This is a genomic window from Nocardioides deserti (genome assembly GCF_014266025.1).
GTDB lineage: Bacteria > Actinomycetota > Actinomycetes > Propionibacteriales > Nocardioidaceae > Nocardioides > Nocardioides deserti.
Window position 1 is genome coordinate 1 of record NZ_JACMYC010000022.1, and the last position, 25,065, is coordinate 25,065.

General features: G+C 74.0%; 22 protein-coding genes and 1 pseudogene. 5 read left to right on the plus strand and 18 right to left on the minus strand.

What is annotated here, in order from left to right; translation table 11 throughout:
* From H7344_RS19325 to gatC, 8 genes and pseudogenes are all read right to left on the minus strand, one after another.
* A pseudogene (locus tag H7344_RS19325) lies at nucleotides 1-589 on the minus strand (hypothetical protein); the annotation flags it as partial.
* On the minus strand, nucleotides 589-2,211 hold the full coding sequence (locus H7344_RS19330; RefSeq protein WP_186347625.1) for a prenyltransferase/squalene oxidase repeat-containing protein: 1,623 nt from the start codon (nucleotides 2,209-2,211) through the stop codon (nucleotides 589-591). The pseudogene H7344_RS19325 and the gene H7344_RS19330, both read right to left, overlap by 1 nt.
* Nucleotides 2,212-2,524: 313 nt before the next feature.
* A complete protein-coding gene (locus tag H7344_RS19335; protein WP_186347626.1) occupies nucleotides 2,525-3,886 on the minus strand; it encodes a phospholipase D-like domain-containing protein in 1,362 nt (453 codons plus the stop codon).
* Nucleotides 3,887-4,035: 149 nt separating this feature from the next.
* Entirely contained in the window at nucleotides 4,036-4,785 is a 750-nt protein-coding gene (locus H7344_RS19340; RefSeq protein ID WP_186347627.1) for a calcium-binding protein, read from the minus strand.
* A gap of 52 nt (nucleotides 4,786-4,837) precedes the next feature.
* Nucleotides 4,838-6,226 (minus strand): phospholipase D-like domain-containing protein, encoded by a 1,389-nt coding sequence (locus H7344_RS19345; protein WP_186347628.1) that lies wholly within the window; start codon nucleotides 6,224-6,226, stop codon nucleotides 4,838-4,840.
* A gap of 256 nt (nucleotides 6,227-6,482) precedes the next feature.
* A complete protein-coding gene (gene gatB / locus H7344_RS19350; protein ID WP_186347629.1) occupies nucleotides 6,483-8,003 on the minus strand; it encodes an Asp-tRNA(Asn)/Glu-tRNA(Gln) amidotransferase subunit GatB in 1,521 nt (506 codons plus the stop codon).
* Nucleotides 8,000-9,523, minus strand: coding sequence for an Asp-tRNA(Asn)/Glu-tRNA(Gln) amidotransferase subunit GatA (gene gatA, locus H7344_RS19355; protein WP_186347630.1), 1,524 nt, complete (start codon nucleotides 9,521-9,523; stop codon nucleotides 8,000-8,002). The genes gatB and gatA overlap by 4 nt, the downstream gene beginning before the upstream one ends.
* Nucleotides 9,520-9,819 carry an Asp-tRNA(Asn)/Glu-tRNA(Gln) amidotransferase subunit GatC gene (gene gatC, locus H7344_RS19360; protein ID WP_166189383.1) on the minus strand — a complete coding sequence of 100 codons (300 nt, stop codon included), beginning with the start codon at nucleotides 9,817-9,819 and terminating at the stop codon, nucleotides 9,520-9,522. Before gatC ends, gatA begins: the two co-directional genes overlap by 4 nt.
* A 99-nt stretch (nucleotides 9,820-9,918) precedes the next feature.
* Between gatC and wrbA the strand changes: the two genes are divergently transcribed.
* From wrbA to H7344_RS19375, 3 genes are all read left to right on the plus strand, one after another.
* Entirely contained in the window at nucleotides 9,919-10,515 is a 597-nt protein-coding gene (gene wrbA / locus H7344_RS19365) for an NAD(P)H:quinone oxidoreductase (protein WP_186347631.1), read from the plus strand.
* 124 nt (nucleotides 10,516-10,639) lie between these two features.
* Nucleotides 10,640-11,161 (plus strand): SigE family RNA polymerase sigma factor, encoded by a 522-nt coding sequence (locus H7344_RS19370; protein ID WP_186347632.1) that lies wholly within the window; start codon nucleotides 10,640-10,642, stop codon nucleotides 11,159-11,161.
* Nucleotides 11,154-12,260, plus strand: coding sequence for a hypothetical protein (locus tag H7344_RS19375; RefSeq protein WP_186347633.1), 1,107 nt, complete (start codon nucleotides 11,154-11,156; stop codon nucleotides 12,258-12,260). Before H7344_RS19370 ends, H7344_RS19375 begins: the two co-directional genes overlap by 8 nt.
* 62 nt (nucleotides 12,261-12,322) lie before the next feature.
* On the opposite strand, the gene ligA is transcribed toward H7344_RS19375, so the two are convergent.
* Entirely contained in the window at nucleotides 12,323-14,488 is a 2,166-nt protein-coding gene (gene ligA, locus H7344_RS19380; protein ID WP_186347634.1) for an NAD-dependent DNA ligase LigA, read from the minus strand.
* A 162-nt stretch (nucleotides 14,489-14,650) separates the two neighbouring features.
* Here ligA and H7344_RS19385 point away from each other — a divergent pair, with 162 nt between their 5' ends.
* Complete coding sequence (locus tag H7344_RS19385; RefSeq protein ID WP_229706874.1) at nucleotides 14,651-15,256, plus strand: TetR/AcrR family transcriptional regulator; 606 nt, start codon at nucleotides 14,651-14,653, stop codon at nucleotides 15,254-15,256.
* A 17-nt stretch (nucleotides 15,257-15,273) separates the two neighbouring features.
* Nucleotides 15,274-16,929, plus strand: a complete 1,656-nt coding sequence (locus H7344_RS19390) for an MFS transporter (protein WP_186347635.1) — start codon at nucleotides 15,274-15,276, stop codon at nucleotides 16,927-16,929.
* A gap of 10 nt (nucleotides 16,930-16,939) precedes the next feature.
* Here the strand turns inward: H7344_RS19390 and H7344_RS19395 are convergent, their stop codons facing one another.
* From H7344_RS19395 to H7344_RS19435, 9 genes are all read right to left on the minus strand, one after another.
* A complete protein-coding gene (locus H7344_RS19395) occupies nucleotides 16,940-17,962 on the minus strand; it encodes a uroporphyrinogen decarboxylase/cobalamine-independent methonine synthase family protein (RefSeq protein WP_186347636.1) in 1,023 nt (340 codons plus the stop codon).
* Nucleotides 17,959-19,077: a tRNA 2-thiouridine(34) synthase MnmA gene (gene mnmA / locus H7344_RS19400; protein ID WP_186347637.1), complete on the minus strand. Its 1,119-nt coding sequence runs from the start codon at nucleotides 19,075-19,077 to the stop codon at nucleotides 17,959-17,961. Before mnmA ends, H7344_RS19395 begins: the two co-directional genes overlap by 4 nt.
* Nucleotides 19,074-20,261 (minus strand): cysteine desulfurase family protein, encoded by a 1,188-nt coding sequence (locus H7344_RS19405; protein WP_186347638.1) that lies wholly within the window; start codon nucleotides 20,259-20,261, stop codon nucleotides 19,074-19,076. Before H7344_RS19405 ends, mnmA begins: the two co-directional genes overlap by 4 nt.
* Before the next feature lie 35 nt (nucleotides 20,262-20,296).
* On the minus strand, nucleotides 20,297-21,298 hold the full coding sequence (locus tag H7344_RS21340; RefSeq protein WP_186347639.1) for an endonuclease/exonuclease/phosphatase family protein: 1,002 nt from the start codon (nucleotides 21,296-21,298) through the stop codon (nucleotides 20,297-20,299).
* Between the two features lie 11 nt (nucleotides 21,299-21,309).
* Nucleotides 21,310-22,449, minus strand: coding sequence for a glutamate 5-kinase (proB, locus tag H7344_RS19415; RefSeq protein WP_229706875.1), 1,140 nt, complete (start codon nucleotides 22,447-22,449; stop codon nucleotides 21,310-21,312).
* Nucleotides 22,442-23,971 (minus strand): GTPase ObgE, encoded by a 1,530-nt coding sequence (gene obgE / locus H7344_RS19420; protein ID WP_186347640.1) that lies wholly within the window; start codon nucleotides 23,969-23,971, stop codon nucleotides 22,442-22,444. Before obgE ends, proB begins: the two co-directional genes overlap by 8 nt.
* A 98-nt stretch (nucleotides 23,972-24,069) precedes the next feature.
* A complete protein-coding gene (gene rpmA, locus H7344_RS19425; RefSeq protein WP_166189404.1) occupies nucleotides 24,070-24,324 on the minus strand; it encodes a 50S ribosomal protein L27 in 255 nt (84 codons plus the stop codon).
* Nucleotides 24,325-24,367: 43 nt separating this feature from the next.
* Complete coding sequence (gene rplU / locus H7344_RS19430) at nucleotides 24,368-24,676, minus strand: 50S ribosomal protein L21 (protein ID WP_166189507.1); 309 nt, start codon at nucleotides 24,674-24,676, stop codon at nucleotides 24,368-24,370.
* Nucleotides 24,677-24,841: 165 nt separating this feature from the next.
* Nucleotides 24,842-25,065: hypothetical protein (locus H7344_RS19435; protein ID WP_186347641.1), on the minus strand; the 224-nt coding region annotated here is incomplete at its 5' end.

Below are 25,065 nucleotides of genomic sequence, written 5' to 3' on the forward strand. Positions count from 1 at the left end.
AGCCCCCGGAGCCGCCCGAGCCCCCGGAGCCGCCGGAGCCGCTCGAGCCGCCGCCCGCGGTGGCCGGCGGCTTCGTCGCGCCGGCGGTGGGGCTGGGCGAGGCGGCCGGTGCGCGGTGCGGGGCCGGAGTGGCGCTCGGCGGGCTCTTGGTGGACGAGCCCTGCCAGGAGAACCCGACGTACGCCCCGTCCGGCACCGTCAGGCCACCCGCGCCGAGCGAGGAGTAGACCCAGGAGCCGGACTTCCCGTCGGACCAGTAGAGCGCCCAGTAGGCGTCGGCCGGCGCCGCGTTCACGCACGGGTCGCTGGTCGGGACGCCGGCGACGCGGCAGACGAAGCCGGGGTCGCGCTGGGCGTACGTCAGCGGGAAGCCCGCCGCCGAGAAGACCGCGGCCGCGGAGTCCCCACCACCCCCGGCGACGCAGACCTGCTGGACGCCGCCGCCGAGCTCGTTGCGGTCCACCACGGCGGTCACGCCGGTGCTGCCGGAGCACGCGGCGGCGTACGACGGGGTGGGCGCGGCGACCGTGCCGCCCGCCGCGACCACGAGGGTCGCGGCGGCGAGGCGGGCGAGGAGGCCGCGCAGCATCAGCGGGTCACCCGGTACGCCGCGGTCCCCCTGCGGTTGCCGAACTGGCCCTTCACGACGACCTTCGTGCGACCGCTGCCGGTGGCCTTGAAGCGACCGGTGAAGCGGCCCTTCGCGTTGGCCTGACCGGTGTCGACGCGGCGGCCGCCGACGACGACGCGGACCGGCTCGGCCGGCGCGAGGCCGCGGACCTTGACCACCTGGTTCGCACCGCGGCGCACCGCGTTCTTCTTGGCGCGGACGGTCAGCTTCGTCGCGCCGAGCGCGCGGAAGCGGGCGGTGCCCACGACGCCGTCGGCGTCGCTGACGGTCACGGTGCGGGTGCCGGCGGCCTTCGGGAGGCGGACGCGGAGCACGGCCTCGCCGGCGACGTCGGCCGGGACGGACGCGGTCGCACCGGCGACCGAGGCGCACAGCCACTCGCCCGGCGCGGCGCCGATGACGCCGGGGCTCACGCGGCTGCCGGCCTTGACGTAGTCCGGCGCCGCGAGGACGTTCGCCCCACCGGCGGCCGGGGCCCACTGGAGCGCGGGCAGCGCCTGCGCGGTGGCACGGAGGTACTGCCCCTCGGTGGCGGCCGTGATGCCGTCCTTGCGGGCTCCGGCGAGCGCCGCGTCGTCGTACGCCACGGCGCCGAGGTCAGTGGGCCGGAACGGCGTGCAGGACCCCACGTTGGTCAGCTGGCGGGCGCGCAGCCAGGCGGCGGCCTCCGCGGCGTCGGTGGCGCGCCCGGCGAGGCCGAGCGCCCAGCCGGCGAGGCCGGTGCTGTTCGCGTTCGGGCTCTCGATCTGGTCGTCGGCGCCGAACGCGCCGCCGGCGCGCTGCACCGAGGCCAGCCAGGTGGCCGCTCGGTCGACGGCGGCGGCGATGGCGTTCTCGCCGGCGTCGTCGCGGGCGAGCAGGTTGAGCACCGCGGTCGCGGTGGCGTCCACGCTCGGCTCGGCGTCCGCGGCGCCGTCGCAGGTCTGGTCCGCGGCACCCGTGGCGGAGAACGCCTGACGGAAGAAGCCGGCCTCGCACTGCTGGTCGAGCAGGAAGTCGGTGGCGGCGGCCGCCTCCGGGCTGCCGGCCGCGGCGAGCCCGCGGGCGGCGAAGGACTGGCCCAGGGTGTTGGCGTAGTCGCCGTACTCACTGACGTCGGCCGTCCGGCCGGTCGTGTCGTCGGTGACGGACTCGACCCGGGCGACCAGGTCGACCCCGCCGAACGACTCCGGGTCGCCACCGGTCGCGGTGGCGAGGGCGAGGGCCTTGCCGGCCGCGCCGGCGTAGGTGCTGCCGACGTCGCCGAACGCCTCGCCGGAGATGTAGCCGGCCAACCCGGCGGCGACCGCGTCCCGGACCGCCGTCACGGCCGCGTCCTGGCCGCCGACCTCCTGGAGGGCCAGCGCGGTGTCGATGGAGAGGCCGTGGTCGGCGTTCTGGAACTCGCCGGCCTGGTAGGTCAGGAGGCCGTCCTCGAGCTGGCCGGCGAGCCAGGACGCGGAGGCGGTGGCGGGCGCCTGGTCGGCGCCGGGGACCGGAGCGGCGGTCGCCGCTCCGGGGGCGGCGACCAGGCCGGCCGCCCCCAGGGCGCTGACGGCGAGCAGCGCGCCGGTGCGGCGCGCGAGGGTGGGCTTGTTCACGGTGGTCCTTCCCGCTGCGACCACGGGAGGGCTGCGACCGGGGACCCGGCGTCGGCCACCCGCTGCGTTCCTCGACAGCGTGTGATCAGGCGTCTCGCAGCAGGTGCTCCGGCTCGCCGCGCGGTCCCGGTGGTGCTCGTGGTGCTGGGACCGTCGGCCTACGGTTGCGGGTCAGCGCCGGACTCGGACCGGCTTCCCCTGGGTGCGAACGATGTGGATGTCGCCGGCAGCCTACTCCACGTCGGACCGGTTGCTCCCCGGCCGACCAGTGAGGCCGGACACGGCCGGACGGCCCGGTCGGGCGCGGTCAGACTCAGCCGGCCTGGAGCTTCGCGTAGGGGTCCACGCCGTTGATCCGCGTGCCGAGCGGCAGGTGCTCGGGCAGCTCGACCGTCCCCTCGACCGACTCCGTACCGGACCGGGCGGTCAGGCGGCCGGCGACCGGCCGGCTGCGCGGCGGCGGGTTCCGGAAGAGCCGCTCGATGAAGGCGTTGTACTTCTTCATGGGCCCCGGGCTCTGGAGCCGGATGAGGACCTCGTCGCTCGGCAGCGCCGCGGGCGACCAGTTGGCCGAGCCGTTGAGGGTCATGGTCGCGCGGCGGTCCTTGCGGTAGTGGCCGCGGACGGTGAGCACCTTGGTGTGCAGGTAGCGGTCGTAGACGCCGTCGCCGTTGAAGTCCTGGGTGATCTGGCGCAGCGGCACGGGGCGGGGACCCTCGCGGCGCAGGATGCGGAGCACCTCGTTGCCGGCGACGGCGTACACGATCTTCACGTTGCAGCCGGCGTTCTGCTTGCGCCGCACGGCCCAGGCGATCTTCTTGCCGCGGTCGCCGTGCCAGGAGGTCATCGAGATGCGGATCTTGGTGCGGCGGTTGGCGGTGTTGCGCGCGCCCTTGCAGGAGATCTTCGACATCTCCTTGAGCATCGGGTCGCCCTTCGTGCCGGACCCGCGCCAGGGGTAGACCATCGTGGTCAGGCCCTTGCCGTAGGACTTGTGGCGGTAGCCCTGCCTGACGTTCTTGTCGCGCCACATCTGGTTGAAGACGACGCGCATCTCCTGGTAGACCGCCTTGCGGCCGACCACGGTGTACATGTCGTTCCACTGGCCGTGCGCGGCCAGGTCGGTGGCGTTGAACGAGCCGTTCATGACCACCCAGCGGGCCTTGCCGGCCTTGCTGAAGAGGAAGAACTTCGAGTGCGCGATGCCGCCCGGGCCTCGGCAGGCGCTCACGCACTTGCGCAGGCCGCTGCGCAGGTAGGGCTTGCGCGAGCCGTTGCCCTTCTTCAGCTCCCGCTGCAGGCGGTTGATGCCGCGGTTGGGGTTGTCGGGGTTGGCGTTGAGCCGGTCCATGACCACCTTGACGCCGACCTTGCGCTTGCTGTGTGCGCGGACGAGGGCGTTGACGATGTCGTCGCTGCGGATGTTCCAGCTCGCGATGCGGATCTGGCCCCCGCGCGGCACCGCGTCGATGGAGCGGATCACGTGCCCGATGACCATCCGGCGGGCCTCGCGGTCACCGAGCGGGTTGTTGGTGCGGACGCCCGAGGACGGCGTGTACTTCGCCTGCGCCGGCACGGCCAGCGGGCCTGCCAGGAGCGCCAGGGCTGCCACGACGGCGGTCAGCACGCCCCACGCCGGGGCGCGGGCAGGGAGGACGGGCGAGCAGTTGTTCATCGACGAGGCACCCCGGGAATCGGCTCGGTCGTGGGGACGAAGGCTGGCCCCACGACCGTAACAAGCGGGGATCCCGAAGGCCGAGACCGGGCTCGCCCGGGCCCGTCGCAGCTGCCCGTCGCCGGCCGCCGGTCGCGCGTGGTCGGGGCTCAGCCCGGGACGACGGTGACCACGCAGTTGCGCAGTGCGTCGAGCGGGTCGCGCGCGCCGATGTACGTGATGCGTCCCGGCGGGCCGCCGAGCGTGGCGCAGAAGATGTCGTCGCGGACGCCGTCGTCGGTGGCGATCACCTCGTTGTCGCCCTCCTCGCCGTAGACCTCGTCCGCGCCGTCGCCCGGCCGGATCACGTCGTCGCCCTCGTCGCCGGTGACCTGGTCGTCGCCCGGACCGGCGTCGATGAGGTCCACACCCCGGTCGCCGTCGAGCTCGTCGTCGCCGGGTCCGCCGCGGACCGTGTCGTCGCCCGGGCCGCCCTGCGGGTGGTCGTCCCCGGGGCCTCCGTCGACCACGTCGTCGCCGTCGCTGCCGTGCAGCCAGTCGTCGCCGCCCCCGCCGAGCACCCGGTCGGCGTCCGGGCCGGCGAGCAGCCGGTCGGCCCCGCCCATCCCGCGCAGCAGGTCGACCCCAGGCCCTCCGTTGATCCGGTCGTCGCCGGCACCGCCCTCACCGGTGTCGTCGCCGGCGTTGAGCGTCAGCACGTCGTTCCCGCCCCTGCCGAGGACGCGGTCGTCCCCCGACTTGGCCTTGATCGCGTCGGCCGACGACGTGCCGACGAGCCGGTCGTCGCCCGGGGTGCCCGCGATCGCCCGGTCCAGCGGGTCCGCGCCGGCCCCCGCGCCGGCGGCCAGCAGCAGGAGGGCGGTGGTGGCGGCGAGCAGGGACAGCCGGGACGCGCGCATGCGGCCACGGTACGCCGCGGGGCTCAGGCCGAGCCCCGCGTCGCAGGCGGCGTCAGTGCGGCTCGATCTCGGCGTACGGGTCGATCATCCCGAGCCGCCGACCCAGCACCGGGGCGATCAGGCCGGTCTCCGGCGGCTTGCGGTAAAGCTTCTCGATCCGCCGGTTGTAGGCCTTCAGCACCGGCCCACGGCGGATCCGGAGCACGGCCTCGTCGCTGTTGAGCACCGCCGGCGACCAGTTCGCCGAGCCGTTGACGACGACCGTCGCGCGTCGGCTGTCGCGGTAGCGGCCCTTGATGGTGAGGACCTTCATGTGGAGGTAGCGGTCGTAGACGCCGTCGCCGTCGAAGTCCTGCACGATCTGCTGGAGCCGCACCGGCCGCCGGCCCTCGCGGCGCAGGATGCGCAGCACCTCGTTCCCCATGACGGCGTAGACGATCTTCACGTCGCAGCCGTTGTTCTGCATCCGGCGCACCCGCCATGCGAGCCGGGTGCCGCGCTCGCCGAACCAGCTGGTCATCGCGATCCGGATCTTGGTGCGGCCGCTGGTGGTGTTGCGGGCGCCGCGGCACCGGACGGCGCGCAGCTCGCTGAGTGCGGGGTCGACCCGCTTCGCCCGCCGGCCGGCGTACGGGTAGAAGAACGCCGTCACCGGGCCGACGCGGGCGCGGGTGTAGGCGTTGCGGACCGGCTTGTCGCGCCACATCTCGGCGAAGGTGCTGCGGAAGGCGGCGTACACCCGCGGCTTGCCGCGCACGACGTACACGTCGTTCCACTGGTTGCTCGAGGCCAGGTCGGTGGCGTTGAACGAGCCGTTCATGACCACCGAGCGCGCCGTGCCGCTGCGGCTGAAGAGGAAGAACTTCGAGTGCGAGATGCCGGTCGTGCCGCGGCAGGAGCTCCGGCACGACTTCACGTGGCTGCGCCGCGCCGGCCGCCGGAGCTTGTTGCCGTTGACCGACAGCTCGTGGACCAGGCGGCGCACGCCCGGGTTCGGGTCGCCCTTGGTGCCGAGGTTGCCGCGGGACATGATCAGCCGCACCGTCACGCCGCGGCGGTGGGCCGAGGCGAGCGCCCGGGTGATGCCGGCGTTGCGGACGTTCCAGCTCGCGATCCGGATCTCGCCGCGCGGCGGGGTGTGGTCGATCGCCCGGATCACCTGGCGCACGATCCGCCGGCGCTGCTGCCGGTTGCCGAGGGGGTTGTTGAAGAGCACCCCTGCTCGCGGCTTCCAGCCCTTCCCCTTGCGGGCGAGCGGCGCCGTCGTGAGGGTCGGGCTCGACGCTGCCGCGCTCGATGCGACCGGCGCGGCAGCGGCCGGGGACGCGGCGTACGCCGGGCCGAGCGGCACCGAGCCGACCAGCGTCACGGTGAGCGTGAGGACCAGGGCGAGGACCGTGCTCAGCGCGAGCAGACCCCCGGTACGGCGGACGACGGGCACGACACTCCTGACGGCAAGCGAGACGAAGCGGCCCCACGACCGCGTGCCCCAGGCTACGTCGTCGTCACTCCCGTCCCATGCGTCACACGCCGAGGCGGCCGCCGGGTCGTCAGGTTTGTCGGCGCCCCGATGAACCTGCCGGCGCCCCGATGAAGCTCCATCGGGGAACCGTGAGGTTCATCGGCGCCCCGATGAAGCTCCATCGGGGAACCGTGAGGTTCATCGGCGCCCCGATGAACCTCACGGCTGCCGCGACCTACGTCAGCTTCTCCAGGATCAGCTCGCGGACGCGGCCGGCGTCGGCCTGGCCGCGCATCTCCTTCATGACCGCACCGATGAGGGCGCCGGCGGCCGCGACCTTGCCGTCGCGGATCTTGTCGGCGACGTCGGGGTTGGCGGCGATGGCGTTGTCGACGGCGGTCGAGAGCGCGCCCTCGTCGGAGACGATCGCGAGCCCGCGCTTCTCGACGACCTCGTCGGGCGTGCCCTCGCCGGCGAGCAGGCCGTCGAAGACCTGTCGCGCCAGCTTGTCGTTGATCGCACCGGAGTCGACGAGCGCCTGGACGCGGGCGACGTCGAGCGGGGAGACGCCGAGGCCGGCGAGCTCGGTGCCGGCCTCGTTGGCGCGGCGGGCCAGCTCGGAGAGCCACCACTTGCGGGCGGCCGAGGGGGTCGCGCCGGCGGCGATGGTCTCCTCGACCAGGCCGAGCGCCCCCGCGCCGACGGTGTCGCGCATCTCCAGGTCGGAGAAGCCCCACTCCGCCTGCAGGCGCGCCCGCTTCTGGGTCGGGTTCTCCGGCAGCGTGCCGCGCAGCTCCTCGACCCACTCGCGCGACGGCGCGACCGGGACGAGGTCGGGCTCCGGGAAGTACCGGTAGTCCTCGGCGTCGGACTTCTCCCGGCCGCTGGTCGTGATGCCGGTGTCCTCGTGCCAGTGGCGCGTCTCCTGCAGGATCGAGCCGCCGCCGGAGAGGATCGCGCCGTGGCGCTGCATCTCGTAGCGCACGGCCCGCTCGACCGACCGCAGCGAGTTGACGTTCTTGGTCTCCGTGCGGGTGCCGAGCACGCCGGAGTCCTTGGGCGCGAGCGAGAGGTTCACGTCCGCGCGGATCGAGCCCTGGTCCATCCGGGCGTCGGAGACCCCGAGCGCGACGATCAGCTCGCGCAGCTGCGCGACGTACGCCTTGGCGATCTCGGGCGCCTTCTCCCCCGCCCCGCGGATCGGCTTGGTGACGATCTCGATGAGGGGGATGCCGGCGCGGTTGTAGTCGACCAGCGAGTACTCCGCACCGTGGATGCGGCCGGTGGCGCCGCCGACGTGCAGCGACTTGCCGGTGTCCTCCTCCATGTGCGCGCGCTCGATCTCGACGCGGAAGGTCTCGTCGTCGCCCTCCGCGTTCGGCACCGTGACGTCCATGAAGCCCTCGAACGCGATCGGCTCGTCGTACTGAGAGGTCTGGAAGTTCTTCGGCATGTCCGGGTAGAAGTAGTTCTTCCGGGCGAACCGGCACCACTCCGCGATCTCGCAGTTCAGCGCGAGCCCGATCCGGATCGCCGACTCCACGGCCTTGCCGTTGACGACCGGCATCGCGCCGGGCAGACCCAGGCAGGTCGGGCAGACCTGCGTGTTCGGCTCGGCGCCGAACTCGGTCGGGCAGCCGCAGAACATCTTCGACGCGGTGTTGAGCTCGACGTGGACCTCCAGGCCGAGCGCGGGGTCGTACGCCGCCAGCACGTCGTCCCAGGGCAGCAGCGCCTCGCGGGTGCTCGTGCTCATCGGGTCGCTCCTTCGAGGGTCGGGGCCTGGGCGAGCAGCGGGCCGCCCCACTTGGCGTGCAGTGCGGCCTCCAGCGCGGCGCCGACCCGGTAGAGCCGGTCGTCGGCCAGCGCGGGCGCGAGCACCTGGAAGCCGGCCGGGAGGCCGTCCTCGTCGGCGAGGCCGCTGGGCAGCGAGATGCCCGGGACGCCGGCGAGGTTGGCGGGGATGGTGGCGAGGTCGTTGAGGTACATCGCCAGCGGGTCGTCGAGCTTCTCGCCCAGCTTGAACGCCGTGGTCGGCGCGGTCGGCGAGACCAGCACGTCGGCCTGCTCGAAGGCCGCGGCGAAGTCGCGGCTGATCAGCGTGCGGACCTTCTGCGCCTGCCCGTAGTAGGCGTCGTAGTAGCCGCTGGACAGCGCGTAGGTGCCGAGGATGATCCGGCGCTTGACCTCGTCGCCGAAGCCCGCGTCGCGGGTGGCCCGCATGACCTCCTCGGCGCTCGGGTTGTCGACGCCGTCGGGGAGGACGCGCATGCCGTAGCGCATGGCGTCGAACTTCGCCAGGTTGCTCGAGGCCTCGCACGGCATGACGAGGTAGTAGGTCGCCAGCGCGTGCACGAAGCTCGGGCAGGAGACCTCAACGACCTCGGCGCCGGCGGCGACCAGCAGCTCGACGGACTCGGTGAAGCGGGCCTGGACGCCGGCCTGGTAGCCCTCGCCATGCAGCTCCTTGATGACACCGACCCGCAGCCCGGAGAGGTCGCCGGAGGCGCCCTGCTCGGCCGCGGCGACGAGCGCCGGCAGCGGCTGGTCGATGCTGGTGGAGTCGAACGGGTCGTGCCCGCCGATGACCTCGTGCAGCAGCGCGGAGTCGAGCACCGTGCGGGTCACCGGGCCGACCTGGTCGAGGCTGTTGGCCATGGCGACCAGGCCGTAGCGGGAGACGCCGCCGTACGTCGGCTTCACGCCGACCGTGCCGGTGACCGCGCCGGGCTGGCGGATCGAGCCGCCGGTGTCGGTGCCGAGCGCGAGCGGCGCCTCGAAGGCCGCGACGGCCGCGGCCGAACCACCGCCGGAGCCGCCCGGGATCCGGTCGAGGTCCCACGGGTTGCGGGTGGGGCCGTACGCCGAGTGCTCGGTCGAGCTGCCCATGGCGAACTCGTCCATGTTGGTCTTGCCGAGGATCGGCAGGCCGGCGTCCTTGATCCGCTTGACGACCGTGGCGTCGTACGGCGGCAGCCAGCCCTCGAGGATCTTCGAGCCGCAGGTCGTGGGCATGCCGACGGTGGTCAGCACGTCCTTGACCGCGATCGGTACGCCGTCCAGGCGCGAGGCGGGCGCGCCGGCGGCGCGGCGGGCGTCGGACTCGGCGGCCTGCGCGAGCGCGGCCTCGGCGTCGACGTGGAGGAAGGCGTGCACGTCACCGTCCACGGCCGCGATCCGGTCGAGGTGGGCCTGGGTCAGGGCGACCGAGGTGGTCTCCCCCGCGGCGAGCGCGTCGGCGAGCTGGGCCGCGGTGCGGGTCTCGGGCGCGCTCACTGCTCGTCCCCCAGGATCCGCGGCACGGCGAAGCGCTGCTGCTCGACGGCGGGTGCCATCGCGAGCGCCTCCTCCGGGGCGAGCGACGGGGTGACCACGTCGTCGCGGAACACGTTGGTCAGCGGCAGCGGGTGGGAGGTCGGCGGCACGTCGTCGCCGGCGGCCCCGCTGATCGAGGCGACCGACTCGAGGATGACCGACAGCTGCGGCGCGAGGTGGTCGAGCTCGGCGGCGTCCAGGTCGATCCGGGCGAGGTTCGCCAGGTGCGCGACCTCGTCACGCGTTATCTCAGGCATGGGGTCGATCTTAGGAGCCCGTCTCGTTTGTCCGGTCGCCGGTCGGGCACCGGAAGATTGAAGGTTGAACTGATTCCCTCTCGGACGGAGACCGTTCCTGTGACCACCAAGCTCGCGATCGTCTACTACTCCTCCTACGGCACGACCCACGCCATGGCCCAGCGCGTCGCCGAAGCCGCTGAGAAGCACGGCGCCGAGGTGCGGCTGCGCCACGTCGCCGAGACCGCGCCCGCCGAGGTGGTCGAGGGCCAGGAGGCCTGGGCTGCGCACCGGCGTGAGGTGGAGGACCAGCCCGTCGCGTCGCCCGACGACCTCGACTGGGCCGACGCCGTGGTGTTCGGCTCGCCGACCCGCTACGGCCACGTGACCAGCCAGCTACAGGCGTTCATCGACACCCTGGGCCCGCTCTGGAGCCAGGGCAGGCTGGCCGACAAGGTCTACACGGCCTTCACCTCGTCGCAGACCAAGCACGGCGGCCAGGAGTCGACGCTGCTGGCGATGCACACGACGTTCGCCCACTTCGGCGGCGTCATCGTCCCGCCGGGCTACACCGACCAGCTGAAGTTCAACGACGGCAACCCGTACGGCGTCGGCAAGGTCACCGGACAGTCCACCGACCTCGACGACGACGACCACGCCGCCCTCGACCACCTCGTCGTCCGCGCGCTGACCGTCGCGGAGAAGCTGGCGGCCTGAGGCACCAGCAGCGCGCCGGTCTCCCCCGGGGAGGCCGGCGCGCTGCTGTCTCCGGCTCGCGACCCAACCGACCCTCGCGGTCGCGGCATCTCTTCGGGTAGACACCTCCCGACAGGAGCCGCCCGTGCCACGACCACCCTCCGACGCCGAGTTCGGCGAGCTCGTCCACGCGACGTGGCCCTCGCTGTACCGCACGGCGTACCTCCTCCTCGGCGACCACGCCGAGGCCGAGGACCTCGTGCAGACCGCGCTCGCCAAGACGTACGCGTCGTGGGCGAAGGTGCGCACGATCGAGGCGGCGCCGGCATACGCCCGCACCGTGCTCGTCAACACCGCGGCGTCGTGGTTCCGCAAGCGCGGCTGGCGCAACGAGCGACCGACGTCCGAGCTACCGGAGGGCGTCGCACCCGCGAGCGACCCCGCCGATCGGCCGACCCTCGTGGCAGCCCTGGCCCGGTTGGCGCCGCGGCAGCGCGCGGTCGTGGTGCTGCGGTACTACGACGACCTGCCGGTCGCACAGGTCGCTGCCGCGCTGGACTGCAGCGAGGGGACCGTCAAGAGCCAGACCTCCGACGCCCTCGCGCGGCTCCGGACCCTGCTCGGGGAAGCCGTCGTCCCGCACACCTCAGGAGCCCGCCATGACTGAACGACTCTCCGCCCTGCTCCACGCCGAGGCCGACGCCGTGGACGTCCCACCCCCCTCGACCGCCGCGGTGCTCCGCCGCGGCCGGGCCGTCCGGCGCCGCCGACGGACGACGGGCGCGGTCGCCGGCCTCGTGGCCGTGGGTGCGCTCGCGGGCACCGGCCTGGCCCTCGCACCCGCCGGCGACGACGACGCCGTCCGCCCGGTCGACCCGGCGACGTCGTCCGGGGACACCGGCGCCACCTTCACCGTCGGGACCACGCTCTGGTACGACGACGCGAGCCGTCGCGCCGTCATCGACGACAAGGCGGTCAAGTCGATCTACAACACGTCCGCCGGCATCCTCGTGCGGCACGGGGAGAACAACTGGAGCGACGGCGGCGGTCCTCAGCGGTTCTCCCTGGTCACGCCCGACGGGGACGTCCGCCGCCTCGGGCTGGTCACCGAGGAGGTCGCCCACAGCACGGACCCCGCCCAGCCGTACGTCGCCTGGGGCGACTCCCGAGACGGCAGCCTGGTCATCGTCGTCCACCACGTCGCGGCGGACCGTGAGGTCGCCCGGGTGCCGGTGCCCGAGGCCGACGGCGCCTACTTCGCCACCCTCGAGCTGGTCGGCGACATCGCGTACGTCCGCGCCCTGAGCGAGGACGGCGGCGAGCGCCACCTCGCGGTGGACTGGCGGACCGGCGAGGTCACACCACGGAAGCTCGAGGTGACCGACGTCGGGGGCGACCGCGGGGTGTCGGGGTCGTCGATCGTCGAGCTCGACTCCGGCGCCGAGGTGTGGAGCAGCCCGCAGCGCAACGCCTACCTCGACCTCTCCCCCGACGGCCGCCACGTCCTCGTCCAGGGCGGCGGCTGGCAGAACCCCACGTTCACGGTGGTCGCCGTCGACGGCGGGTCCGAGCCGTTGCCGCTCGACCCGCCCGCCGCCCGCTACAGCTGGACAGCGGGCAGCGAGCTGATGAGCGTGACGGCGGACGCCGTGACGACGTGCGACCCCGCCAGCGGCGCGTGCGAGGAGCTCCCGGTCGACCTGGGCGTCACCGAGGAGGAGCTGCTGGAGACGCTAAGGCCGACCGGGGCCGTCTTCGAGTCCTGAGGAACGGCCGCGGCCGGGCCTGCCTGCCGACGTCCTGCGCGAGCAGGTGCTCGCGCAGCACGTCACCCGCTGACGTCCTCCTCGGCAGCGTCCTCGGCAGCGTCCTCGGCGGCGTCCTCGGCCGCGTCCCCGGCCTCGGGCGGGCGGACGACGTCGGGCCCCGACTCGAGCAGCAGGCGGAACCCGTCCTCGTCGAGGATCGGCAGGCCGAGCTGCTCGGCCTTGTCGGCCTTGGAGCCGGCGTTCTCGCCGACGACGACGAAGTCGGTCTTCTTCGAGACCGAGCCGGCCGCCTTCCCACCGCGCGCCAGGACGGCTTCCTTGGCCTCGTCGCGGCTGAACCCGGCCAGCGAGCCGGTCACCACGATCGTGAGCCCCTCGAGGGTGCGCGGGGTGGACTCGTCGCGCTCGTCGGCCATGGCGACGCCGGCGGCGGTCCACTTCTCGACGATCTCGCGGTGCCAGTCGACACCGAACCACTCGATGACCGCCTCGGCGATCGTCGGCCCGACCCCCTCGGCGGCGGCCAGCTCGGCCTCGGAGGCCGCGCGGATCCGCTCCATCGAGCCGAACTCCTGGGCCAGCGCCCGCGCGGCGGTCGGCCCGACGTGCCGGATCGAGAGGGCGACCAGCACCCGCCACAGCGGCACCTGCTTGCGGTCGTCGAGGTTCGCCAGCAGCCGCTGGCCGTTGGCGTTGAGGACCGGCCCGTCGCCCTCGCCCTTCTTCGGCGCCCGGGTGAACAGCGGCGCCTTCAACAACGACTCCTCGGTCAGGTCGAAGACGTCGCCCTCGTTGCCGATGACGCCGGCGTCGAGCAGCGCGGTCGCCGCCTCGTAGCCGAGCCCCTCGATGTCGAAGGCGCCCCGCCCGGCCACGTGGTAGACCCGCTCGCGCGCCTGGGCCGGGCAGAACTGGTGGTTGGGGCAGCGCAGGTCCCGGTCGCCCTCCTTCTGCTGGTAGAGCGGCGTGCCGCAGGCCGGGCAGTCGGTCGGCATCTCCCACTCCGCCAGCCCCTCGGGGCGCAGCGCCAGCACCGGACCGACGATCTCGGGGATGACGTCGCCGGCTTTCCGCAGGATCACCGTGTCGCCGGGGCGGACGTCCTTGCGCTTGACCTCGTGGGCGTTGTGCAGCGTCGCCTTCTCGACCGTGGAGCCGGCCACCCGGGTCGGCTCCATCCGCCCGAACGGCGAGACCCGGCCGGTGCGGCCGACCTGGACCTCGATGGCGTGGAGCAGGGTGTTGACCTCCTCGGGCGGGTACTTGAACGCGATCGCCCACCGGGGCGCCCGGCTGGTGGACCCGAGCCGCCGCTGCAGCCCGACGTCGTCGACCTTGAGCACGACGCCGTCGATCTCGTGCTCCACGTCGTGGCGGTGCTCGCCGTAGTGCTCGATGAACTCCTGCGCCTCGGTCAGCGAGTCGACCACCCGCACCCGGTCCGACGTCGGCAGGCCCCACGCCCGCAACGCGTCGTACGCCGTGGACTGCGCGCGCGGCTCGAAGCCCTCGCGCTTGCCGAGGCCGTGGCAGACCATGCCCAGCGCGCGGGTGGCCGTGACGCGCGGGTCCTTCTGGCGCAGGGACCCGGCCGCGGCGTTGCGCGGGTTGGCGAAGACCGGCTTGCCGGCCTCGGTCATCGCCTCGTTGAGCCGCTCGAACGCCTCGACCGGCAGGAACACCTCGCCGCGCACCTCGACCAGCCGCGGGACCGGGTGCTCGTCGGTGCCGGTGAGCCGGTCGGGGACGGTGTCGATGGTGCGGACGTTGAGCGTGACGTCCTCGCCCGTGCGGCCGTCGCCGCGGGTCAGCGCGCGGACCAGCCGGCCGTCCTCGTAGAGCAGGTTGATCGCCAGACCGTCGACCTTGAGCTCGCACAGCAGCGCCGGGTCGTCCACGCCGTCGCGCCGCAGCCGGGTGTGCCAGGACTCGAGCTCCTCGAAGGAGAAGGCGTTGTCGAGGCTCTCCATCCGCTGGAGGTGGTCGACGGCGGTGAACTCGGTCGAGACCGCCCCGCCGACCTTCTGCGTCGGGCTGTTCGGCGTGCGCAGCTCCGGGTGCTCCTCCTCGAGCTCCTCGAGCCGACGCATCCGGGCGTCGAAGTCGGCGTCGGAGAGGGTCGGGGAGTCCAGGACGTAGTAGCGCCAGCGGGCGTCGTCGATCTCCTCGGACAGGCGCCGGTGCTCCTCGCGCGCGTCCTCGCTCGCCGGGGTCGGGTCGGTCATGGGCACATCTTGCCGGTGCCCGCCGACAGCCCGAGCAGGGCGCACCGCGACGGCGTACGACGCACTGGTCCAGACCGGCGGAATGCGGCGGGCAGCACCTTCGTTGGAGTGCGATGGAACGGAACCGTTCCGTTTCATCCGTGTGAACGAAAGTGGCCCACCGTGACCAGCCCCGAGCCCGAGCACGCCTCGCGACCGCGCGTCGACGGCGACCGTGAGCGCGAGATCCTCGCGGCCACGCTGGAGGTCCTCGGCGACGTCGGCTACGACCGCCTGACCATGGACGCCGTCGCGACCCGGGCCCGGGCCTCCAAGGCGACCCTCTACCGCCGCTGGACGAGCAAGGCCCGGCTGGTGGTGGACGCCCTCCACTCGACCAAGACCCCCAGCGAGGTGCCCGACACCGGCAGCCTGCGCGGCGACCTCGAGCAGCTCTTCTGCGGGGCATCCCCCGGGGACGGGCTGATGGACCCCGCACAGGTCGCGCTGCTCGGCAGCGTGGTCACCGCCATCGCCCGCGACGCCGACTTCGCCACCGCGTGGCGCGAGGAGGTCGTGAGCGCCAAGCGCGCCGTCTCCCACCTGGTGTGGGAGCGCGCCCGCGAGCGCGGTGAGGTCGCCCCGGACGCCGACCTCGACCTCCTCGAGACCGCGCTGCCCGGGATCGTCCTGCACCGCGTCTTCGTCCTCGGCGACGAGCCCTCACCCGAGCTCGTCGCCCGCGTCATCGACCAGATCGTCCTGCCCGCCGCGACCCGCGGCTGCTGAGAGGAAAGGGACCACCCATGTCCGACCCCACCACCACCGAGCCCGCCGCCGGCGGCACCCCGGTGGCCGAGCCCGCGTCGGGACGCAGCCAGCACCTCGGCTGGGCGCTCGTGCTGATCTCGGTCGCCCAGCTGATGGTGGTGCTCGACGCGAGCATCGCCAACATCGCACTGCCCTACATCGGCGCCGACCTCGACATCGGCGACGCCAACCTGACCTGGATCGTCACCGGCTACGCGCTCGCCTTCGGCGGCCTGCTGCTGCTCGGCGGACGCCTCGGCGACCTCTACGGCCGCCGTCGGATCTTCATCCTCGGCCTCCTCGTCTTCTCCGTCGCCTCGTTGCTCGGCGGCTTCGCGACCAACGAGCCGCTGCTGCTCGGCGCCCGCGGCCTGCAGGGCCTCGGCGCGGCGCTGGCCTCCCCCGCCGCCCTGGCGCTGATCACCACGACGTTCCCGGCCGGCCCGAAGCGCAACCGGGCCTTCGCGGTGTACGCCGCGATGTCGGGCGCCGGCGCGGCGGTCGGCCTCATCCTCGGCGGCTGGCTGACCGGGCTGGACAGCGTCTTCGGCATCGACAGCCTGCTCGGCGTCGACCTCAACGGCTGGCGGCTGACGTTCCTCATCAACGTCCCGATCGGCATCGCCGCGGCGCTGCTCGCCCCGCGCTTCCTGCCCGAGTCCGAGTCGCACCCCGGCCAGCTCGACGTGCCCGGCGCCCTCACCGGCACCCTGGGCCTGCTCGCCCTGGTCTTCGGCTTCACCCGGGCCGGCGAGGAGGCGCACGGCTGGGGCGACCCCACCACGATCGCCTCGCTCGTGGCCGGCGTCGCGCTGCTCGCCGCCTTCGCGGTCGTCGAGTCGCGGGTGAGCCACCCGCTGCTCCCCGTGCGCATCCTGCAGAGCCGCACCCGGGCCACCAGCTTCGTCGTCATGATGCTGGTCCCCGCGGCGATGTTCGCGATGTTCTACTTCCTCAGCCTGTTCATCCAGCAGGTCGTGGGCTACAGCCCGCTGCGGACTGGCTTCGCGTTCCTGCCGTTCTCGCTGGGCATCGTGCTCGGCGCGGGCATCTCCTCGAACCTGGTCAGCCGGATCGACGCCCGCTACATCGCCGGCACCGGCACGCTGATGGCGGCGGTCGCGCTGTTCGGGTTCTCCCGCCTCGACGTCGACGACTCCGCATCGGCGCTGCTGCAGGCCGCGGCGTCCGGCGGCCACGTCGGCTCGGACCTCAACTACTGGGCCTCGCTGTTCCCGTTCATCGTGCTGATGGCGGTCGGCATGGGCCTGACCTTCGTGCCGATGACCCTGACCGCCGTGCACCACGTCAAGGCGGAGGACTCCGGGATCGGCTCGGGCGTGCTCAACACGATGCAGCAGGTCGGCGGCGCGCTCGGCCTGGCGGTCCTCAGCACCGTCTCGCTCCACTTCGCCACCCGCACCGGCGACGACCTGGCGCCGCGCCTGGCCGAGGCGTCGGGCGGCAGGCTCGACCCGGAGGCCGTCGGCGGGCTGACGTTCGTCGGGTCCTTCACCGACGGCGCCTCGGCGGCGTTCCTCACCGGCTCCGTGATGATCCTCATCGGCTCGGCGCTCATCTGGACGCTGCTGGACGTCAAGCACACCGAGCTGGCCACCGACGGCCCCGAGGGCGGGGTCCACGTCGGCTAGCGGCTGAGGCTCAGCCCGACTGCACGTTCGCGGCGCTCGTCCTGACCAGGGCGAGCGCCGCGCGTGCGTACGCCGTGTCCGCGCCCGCCAGCCCGCAGGCCGGGGCGACCACCAGGCCCGGCACCTCGGCCGGGTCGAGGCCGAGCATGTCGAGCCAGCGGAGCACCCGCTCGGTGACCTGCGCGTCGGTCGGCAGCGCGGCCGAGCGGGTGCCGGGGACCACGCCGAGCGCGACGGACTCCCCCGCCTCGAGCGACTCGGCGAGCACGTCGTGGTCGGCCGCGCTGACGACCGCGAGGTCGACCGACAGGCCGCGCGCACCCGCGCCGCGCACCAGGCCCCACGGCGTACCCGGCGCGCACGCGTGCACCCACGGCTCCGCCCCCGCCCCGGCGACCGCGGCGAGGACCCACCCGAGCGCCTGCGAAGCCTCCGGCAGGTCGACCGAGCGGTGGCGGGAGAAGCCCGACGCCGTCGGCACGGAGCCCGAGAGCACGGCCGCCAGCGCCGGCTCGTCGACCTGCACGACGAGCCGCTCGAGCGACGGCAGCCGGCGGCGCACGTCGGCGACGTGGGCGCCCACGCCCTCGGCCAGCGCCTGCGCCAGCTCGCGGCGGGCGCCGTGGTCGGCGAGCACCTTGTCGCCGCGGGGGCGCTCGACGGTCGCGGCGAGCGTCCACGGGCCCGCGACCTGGACCTTGAAGGTGCCTGCGAAGTCTCGCGCCTGCTCCTCGACGGCGTCGAGGTCCTGGGCGAGCAGGCTGCGCGTGCGCCGGTGGTCGACCCCCGGCGAGCCGGAGGATCCGGTGAGCCTCCAGCCGGCCGGCTGGAGGTCCGCGTCGAGGTCGTCGAGCACGGCCAGCCCGCGGCCGGTCATCGTGGCGGTGGCGCCTCGGCCGGGGACCTCGGGGAGGTACGGCACGCCGAGGCCCTCCCCCAGCTCGCCGAGCACCACGCGGACGGCCTCGTCGAAGGCGTGCTGGTCCTCGCCCGGGTGCGAGCCGACGCCGGTGGCCTTGATCGTGGCACTCATGCGGGGACCCGCTCGGTGGCGGCGATGGTCGCCGAGCCGACCACCCGCGTGCCGTCGTAGACGACGACGGCCTGGCCGGGGGCGATGCCGTACGCCGGGTCGAGCAGCTCGACCTCCACCTCGGTGTCGGGGCCGTCGGGCGTGACGACGACGCGGGCGCGGTGCTCGTCGCCGTGGGCGCGCAGCTGGACCGTCACGCCCGGACCCTCGAGGGTGCCCGGCACCGTGCCGCACCAGCGCGGACGGATGCCGCGCAGGCCGGTGACCGCGAGCCGCTCGCGCGGACCGACACGGACGGTGCCGGCGACCGGCTCGATGTCGAGGACGAAGCGCGGCTTCCCGTCAGGCGCGGGCGTGCCGATCCGCAGGCCCTTGCGCTGGCCGATCGTGTAGCCGTAGGTCCCGCCGTGCTGCCCGAGCACCTCGCCGGTGGCGTCGTCGACGATGTCGCCGCCGTGGTTGGGGGCGCGGTCGCCGAGCTTCTCGCGCAGCCAGCCGGCGTTGTCGCCGTCGGCGACGAAGCAGATGTCGTGGCTGTCGGGCTTGTCCGCGACGAGCAGACCGCGGCGGGCCGCCTCCTCGCGCACGAGCGCCTTGGGGGTGTCGCCGAGCGGGAAGAGCGAGTGCCGCAGCTGCTCCTGGTCGAGCACGCCGAGCACGTAGGACTGGTCCTTCCCGCCGTCGACGGCGCGGTGCATCTCGACCAGGCCGTCGGCGCCGGTGCGCAGCTGCGCGTAGTGGCCCGTCGCGACCGCGTCGAACCCGAGGGCGAGCGCCCGGTCGAGCACCGCGGCGAACTTGATCTTCTCGTTGCACCGCAGGCACGGGTTGGGCGTGCGCCCCGCGGCGTACTCGTCCATGAAGTCCTCGACCACGTCCTCGTGGAACCGGTCGCTCATGTCCCAGACGTAGAACGGGATGCCGATGACGTCGGCCGCCCGGCGGGCGTCGTTGCTGTCCTCGATCGTGCAGCAGCCGCGGGCGCCGGTGCGGTACGACGCGGGGTTGCGCGAGAGGGCCAGGTGCACGCCGGTGACCTCGTGTCCGGCCTCGGCGGCCCGTGCGGCGGCGACGGCGGAGTCGACGCCGCCGGACATGGCGGCGAGGACCCTCATGCGCGTGCGGCCCGGGCCCGCTCGACGACGGGCGCGATGGCCTCGACGACCGCGTCGACGTCCGCCGCGGTGCTGGTGTGGCCGAGGGAGAAGCGCAGCGAGTGGCGGGCGGACTCCTCGTCGCAGCCCATCGCCAGCAGCACGTGGCTGGCCTGCGGCACTCCCGCGGAGCAGGCCGAGCCGGTGGAGCACTCGATGCCGCGCGCGTCGAGCAGCATCAGCAGCGAGTCGCCCTCGCAGCCGGGGAAGCCGAGGTGGGCGTTGCCGGGGAGCCGGCCCGTCGCCGCACCGTCGAGCGGAGCTCCGTGCAGGTGGGCGTCGGGCACCTGCTCGACGACGCGGCGGACCAGGTCGTCGCGGAGGGCGAAGACGCGGGCGGCGTGCTCGGCCTGGTTCTTGACCGCCAGCTCCACCGCGGCGGCGAAACCCGCGATCGCCGGCACGTCGAGCGTGCCGCTGCGGATGTCGCGCTCCTGCCCGCCGCCGTGGACGATCGGGGTCACGCCGAGCTCCCGACGTACGACCAGCGCGCCGACGCCACAGGGACCGCCGAGCTTGTGGCCGGTCAGCGTGAGCGCGTCGACGCCGGTGCGGGCGAAGTCGACCGGCACCTGCCCGACGGCCTGGACGGCGTCGGTGTGCACGGGGATGCCGTGCGGGCCGACGACCGCCACGACCTCCTCGAGCGGCTGGAGGGTGCCGACCTCGTTGTTGGCCCACATCACCGAGACGACGGCGACGCTGGCGGGGTCCCGCCCGACCGAGGCACGCAGCGCGTCGAGGTCGAGCACGCCGTGGGAGTCGACCGGGAGCAGCTCGACCTCGGCGCCCTCGTGCTCCTCGAGCCAGTGGACCGTGTCGAGCACGGCGTGGTGCTCGATGGCGGTGGTCAGCACGCGGGTGCGGCGCGGGTCGGCGCCGCGGCGGGCCCAGAAGACGCCCTTGACCGCGAGGTTGTCGGCCTCGGTGCCGCCGGAGGTGAACACCACCTCGCCGGGCCGGCAGCCGACCGCCTGCGCGATCGTCTCCCGCGACTCCTCCACCACCCGCCGGGCCTGCCGGCCCGAGGCGTGCAGCGAGCTGGGGTTGCCGACCTCGAGCATCCGGGCCGTCATGGCCTCGACCGCCGCGGGGACCATCGGGGTGGTCGCGGCGTGGTCGAGGTAAACGGTCCTGCTGGTCATGGCGTCCCCCAGCCTACGGCGCACCCCCGCGCCGCTCACTTGCGGGCGAGCTCGGCGACGACGGCGCGGTGATCGGTGCCACCGAGCGCGATGGTGCGGGCGGAGCGGGCGGCGAGGTCCTCCCCGACGAGCACGTGGTCGATGGCGACGAGGGCGGGGAGGAAGCCGAGCGGGCCGAAGAGCCCGTTCTCGGGCCAGGTGGGCTGGAAGCCGGCGTTGGCGAGCTCGACCGCGTCGCGGTAGCCCGCGTCGCCCAGCCGCCGCATCGGGGCGTGGTCGAGGGTGGCGTTGAGGTCGCCGACGACCAGGTCGGCGTCCGACCGCACGGCCGCCCGGCGCACGGTGCGGTGGTCGCGGCGCCAGTCCGCGACGGCCGTCGGCGCGGAGGGGTGCACCGCGAGCAGGGTCAGCCCGCCCGGTCCCCCGACGTCGACCTGGTACGACGCCAGCGGGGTGTCGAGCCGGACCGCCTCGGACAGCGGGACGCGGCTGAAGACCATCGTGCCGGCCGTCGGGTCCGCCTCGGGTCGGCCGATCGAGTACGGCAGCACGTCGGCCAGCCCGGCCGCGCGCATCCGCCGCAGCGCCGGCCCGGTGACCTCGTTGACCACGAGCAGGTCAGCCTGCTCGGCGCTCGCCAGCTCGACCAGGCCCAGCGCGTCACCCTCGCCGCCGAACAGGTTCGACGTGACGACCACGATCGGCTCGGCGCCGCCGGGAGCGGGCGGGTTGGGCCCGAGCCAGTACGGCGCGACCCACCACCCGTGCGCGGCCAGGCCGGCCGCCGCGAGCACCACCGGCACGAGCCGCAGCCGGGTCCGCCACCGGGCGTGGCCGATCCCGGCGACGACCAGCGCGGCGGCGTACACCGGCAGGGCGTAGGGGACGAACGACGTCAGCCGCACCGCCGGTCCCCAGGTGGCGTCGGTCAGCCGCAGGGTGGTGAGCGCCGCTGCCGGGAGGAGGAGCAGCAGGACGAGCACGAGGCCGGCGTGGTCGCGCAGCCACCAGCCGAGCGTCGAGAGCGCGCGACGCACCACCGCGGGCCTCAGACCAGGACGAGGTCGTCGCGGTGGACGACCTCGCGCTCGTACGCCGCTCCCAGCTCGCGTGCCAGGTCGCGCGAGGAGCGACCGAGCAGGCCGGGCAGCTCCTCGGCGTCGAAGTTGACCAGCCCGCGGCCCACGACGGCGCCGTCGGGGCCGACCAGGTCGACCGGGTCGCCGGCGTGGAAGGAGCCGGTCACGCCGGTGATCCCCGCCGCGAGCAGCGACGCGCGGCGCTCGACGACCGCGCGGACCGCACCGGCGTCGAGCACCAGCGAGCCCATCGGCTCGGTCGCGTGCGCCAGCCACAGCAGCCGGGTCGGGCGGCGACGACCGGTGGCGTGGAACAGCGTGCCGACCTGCTCGCCGGCGAGCGCCGAGCCGGCCCGGTCGGCGGAGGTGAGCACGACGGGGATGCCGGCCCCGGTCGCGATCCGGGCGGCGTCGACCTTGGTCCGCATGCCGCCGGTGCCGACACCGGCCGTCCCGGTGCCGCCGATGTCGACCGCGGCCAGGTCGGCGTCGGAGACGACGTCGGTGAGCAGCCGGCTGCCGGGGTCGGACGGCGCGGCGTCGTACAACCCGTCGACGTCGGAGAGCAGCACCAGCAGGTCGGCGTGGACCAGGTGCGCCACCAGCGCGGCGAGGCGGTCGTTGTCGCCGAAGCGGATCTCGGTGGTCGCGACCGTGTCGTTCTCGTTGACGATCGGCAGCACGCCGAGCTCGAGCAGCTTGGCGAAGGTCTGGTGGGCGTTGCGGTAGTGCGAGCGCCGGGTCACGTCGTCCACGGTGAGCAGCACCTGGCCGGCGACGACGCCGTGCCGCGCGAGCTCCTCGGTGTAGCGGTGCACGAGCAGCCCCTGGCCCACCGACGCGGCGGCCTGCTGCGCGGCAAGACCACGGGGGCGCCGGCGCAGGCCCAGCGGGGACAGCCCCGCCGCGATGGCGCCGGAGGAGACCAGCACGACCTCGGCGCCGCCCGCCCGGGTCGCGGCGAGCACGTCGACGAGCCGGCTGACCCGCTCGGGGTCGATCCCGCCGGCGGCGGTGGTCAGCGACGACGAGCCGACCTTGACGACCACGCGGCGCGCGCCGGTGACCACCGCACGGCCCGCGACGGCCGTGCCCACCGGCTCACTCACCCGGGTCGTCCTCGGCCCAGTCGGGGTCCTCGGCGCTGCCGATCTCGTACGACGTCGGGCCGCCCGGCCGGTCGATGCGGCGGGCCACGTCGGCGCGCGTCTCGTTCTCGTCCCGCTCGTCCATCAGCTCGTCGATCACCCGGCGGCGGCGCGCGGCCGGCCGCGACTCGTCGAAGCGCTGGTCCTCACCGCGGCGGCCGAGCATCTCCGCGCCGGCCTCGATGCCCGGCTTGAAGTCGAAGACGACCGCGTTGTCGGGGTGGCCGATGAGGACGGTGTCGCCCTCCTCCGCTCCGAGCTTGACCAGCCGGTCCTCGACGCCGAGACGGTTGAGCCGGTCGGCGAGGAAGCCGACGGCCTCGTCGTTGCTGAAGTCGGTCTGGCGGACCCAGCGCTCGGGCTTGGTGCCGCGGACGCGCCAGCCCTCGTTGGTCGCGGTGACGGTGAAGTCGTCGCCGCCGTCGACCGCAGCCGGGCGGATGACGATCCGCTCGCCCTGCACGACCGGCGTCTCGGCCCGGGCGGCCTCGACGATGCCGGCCATGGCGAAGGTCAGCTCGCGCAGCCCGGCGCCCGAGGCGGCCGAGACCGGGATGACCCGCAGGCCGCGGGCGCGGAGGTCGTCGATGGTGATGTCGGCGAGGTCGGAGCCGTCGGGGACGTCGGTCTTGTTGAGCGCGACGAGGCGGGGCCGGTCCTCGAGGCCGCCGTACCGCGTGAGCTCGTTCTCGATGACGTCGAGGTCGTCGAGGGGGTTGCGGCCGGGCTCGATGGTGGCGGTGTCGATGACGTGGACGATCGCCGCGCACCGCTCGATGTGGCGCAGGAAGTCGTGGCCGAGGCCGCGGCCCTCGCTGGCGCCCTCGATCAGGCCGGGCACGTCGGCGACGGTGAAGGTGGTGTCGCCGGCGGTGACCACGCCGAGGTTCGGCACCAGCGTGGTGAACGGGTAGTCCGCGATTTTCGGCCGGGCCCGCGAGATCGCGGCGATCAGGCTGGACTTGCCGGCGCTCGGGAAGCCCACGAGGCCGATGTCGGCGACGACCTTGAGCTCGAGGACGATGTCGAGCTCCTCGCCGGGCTCGCCGAGCAGGGCGAAGCCGGGGGCCTTGCGCTTGCTGCTGGCCAGCGCCGCGTTGCCGAGCCCGCCGCGACCGCCCTGGGCGATCACCAGCTCCGTGCCGGCGCCGACGAGGTCCGCGAGGACCGTGCCGTCGCGCAGGCTGACGACCGTGCCGTCGGGGACCGGCAGCACCAGGTCGGCCCCGTGGCCGCCGTTGCGGTGGGCGCCCGCGCCGTGGCCGCCGTGCTCGGCGCGGCGCTTGGGGCTGTGGTGGTAGTCGACCAGCGTGGTGACCTGGGGCTCGACGCGGAGGATGACCGACCCGCCAGGGCCGCCGTTGCCGCCGTCGGGGCCGCCGAGCGGCTTGAACTTCTCGCGGTGGACGGACGCGACGCCGTTCCCACCGCGCCCGGCTGCGACGTGCAGGGTCACGCGGTCGACGAACGTGGGGACGGCCATGGTGCTACCTACTTCGGGGAGAAATGACGGAGGGCGCCCCGGAACCGGGGCGCCCTACGGTGGTCGGCGCGGGCCGACCGACGATGTGTCGCCTCAGGTCACTCGCCCGGGACGATGTTCACGACGCGACGACCACGGCGGGTGCCGAACTCGACCGCACCGGGGACCAGCGCGAAGAGCGTGTCGTCGCCGCCACGGCCGACGCCGCTGCCCGGGTGGAAGTGGGTGCCGCGCTGGCGGACGATGATCTCGCCGGCGTTGACGGCCTGGCCGCCGAAGCGCTTGACGCCCAGACGCTGCGCGTTGGAGTCGCGACCGTTCTTGGTCGACGCCGCGCCCTTCTTGTGTGCCATGTCGTGTCCTTGGGTGTGGGTTGCTGACCTCGAGCGGTGAGGCTCAGAGGGAGATGTCGGTGACCTTGACCTGGGTGTACTTCTGGCGGTGACCCTGGCGCTTCTTGTAGCCGGTCTTGTTCTTGTACTTCTGGATGATGATCTTCGGGCCCTTGGTGGCACCGACGACCTCGACGGTCACCGACGCCTTGTCCAGCGCCGCGGCGTCGGAGGTGACGGTCTCGCCGTCGACCACGAGCACGACGGGGAGGGTGACCGAGTCACCGGCGGCCGTCGCGACCTTGTCGATCTCGATGACGTCGCCCACGGCAACCTTCTGCTGCTTGGCGCCTGCGCGCACGATCGCGTACACCGCGGTCTCCTTCGTCGGTCTCTGCATTGCGTTCGGGGTCCCCGGGCGCGCACGCTTGCGCGCCGCACGGAGAGAGGGCGCGCCGTCCAGCGCGCACCGAGGGTCAATAGTACGGACGCGGGGCGGCGACCGCAAAACGCCGGTACGCCGTCCCGCCCCTGGTGGCTACCGCTTGCGCGGGCCCTTCTTCTTCACCGGCACGTGCTCCACCGACGCCGCGTCGGCGTCCTCGGCGGACTCGGTGCCGTCGGTCGCGGGCACGCCGTCGGCCGAGCCGTCGTGGCCCGGGGCTCCGCCCGTCGCGCCACTGGCCGCACCGGCCGGCGGGCCGGCCGGACGGGTGGCACTGCGGCCGCGGGTGCGGGTCACGACCTTCGGCGCCGGCGGGG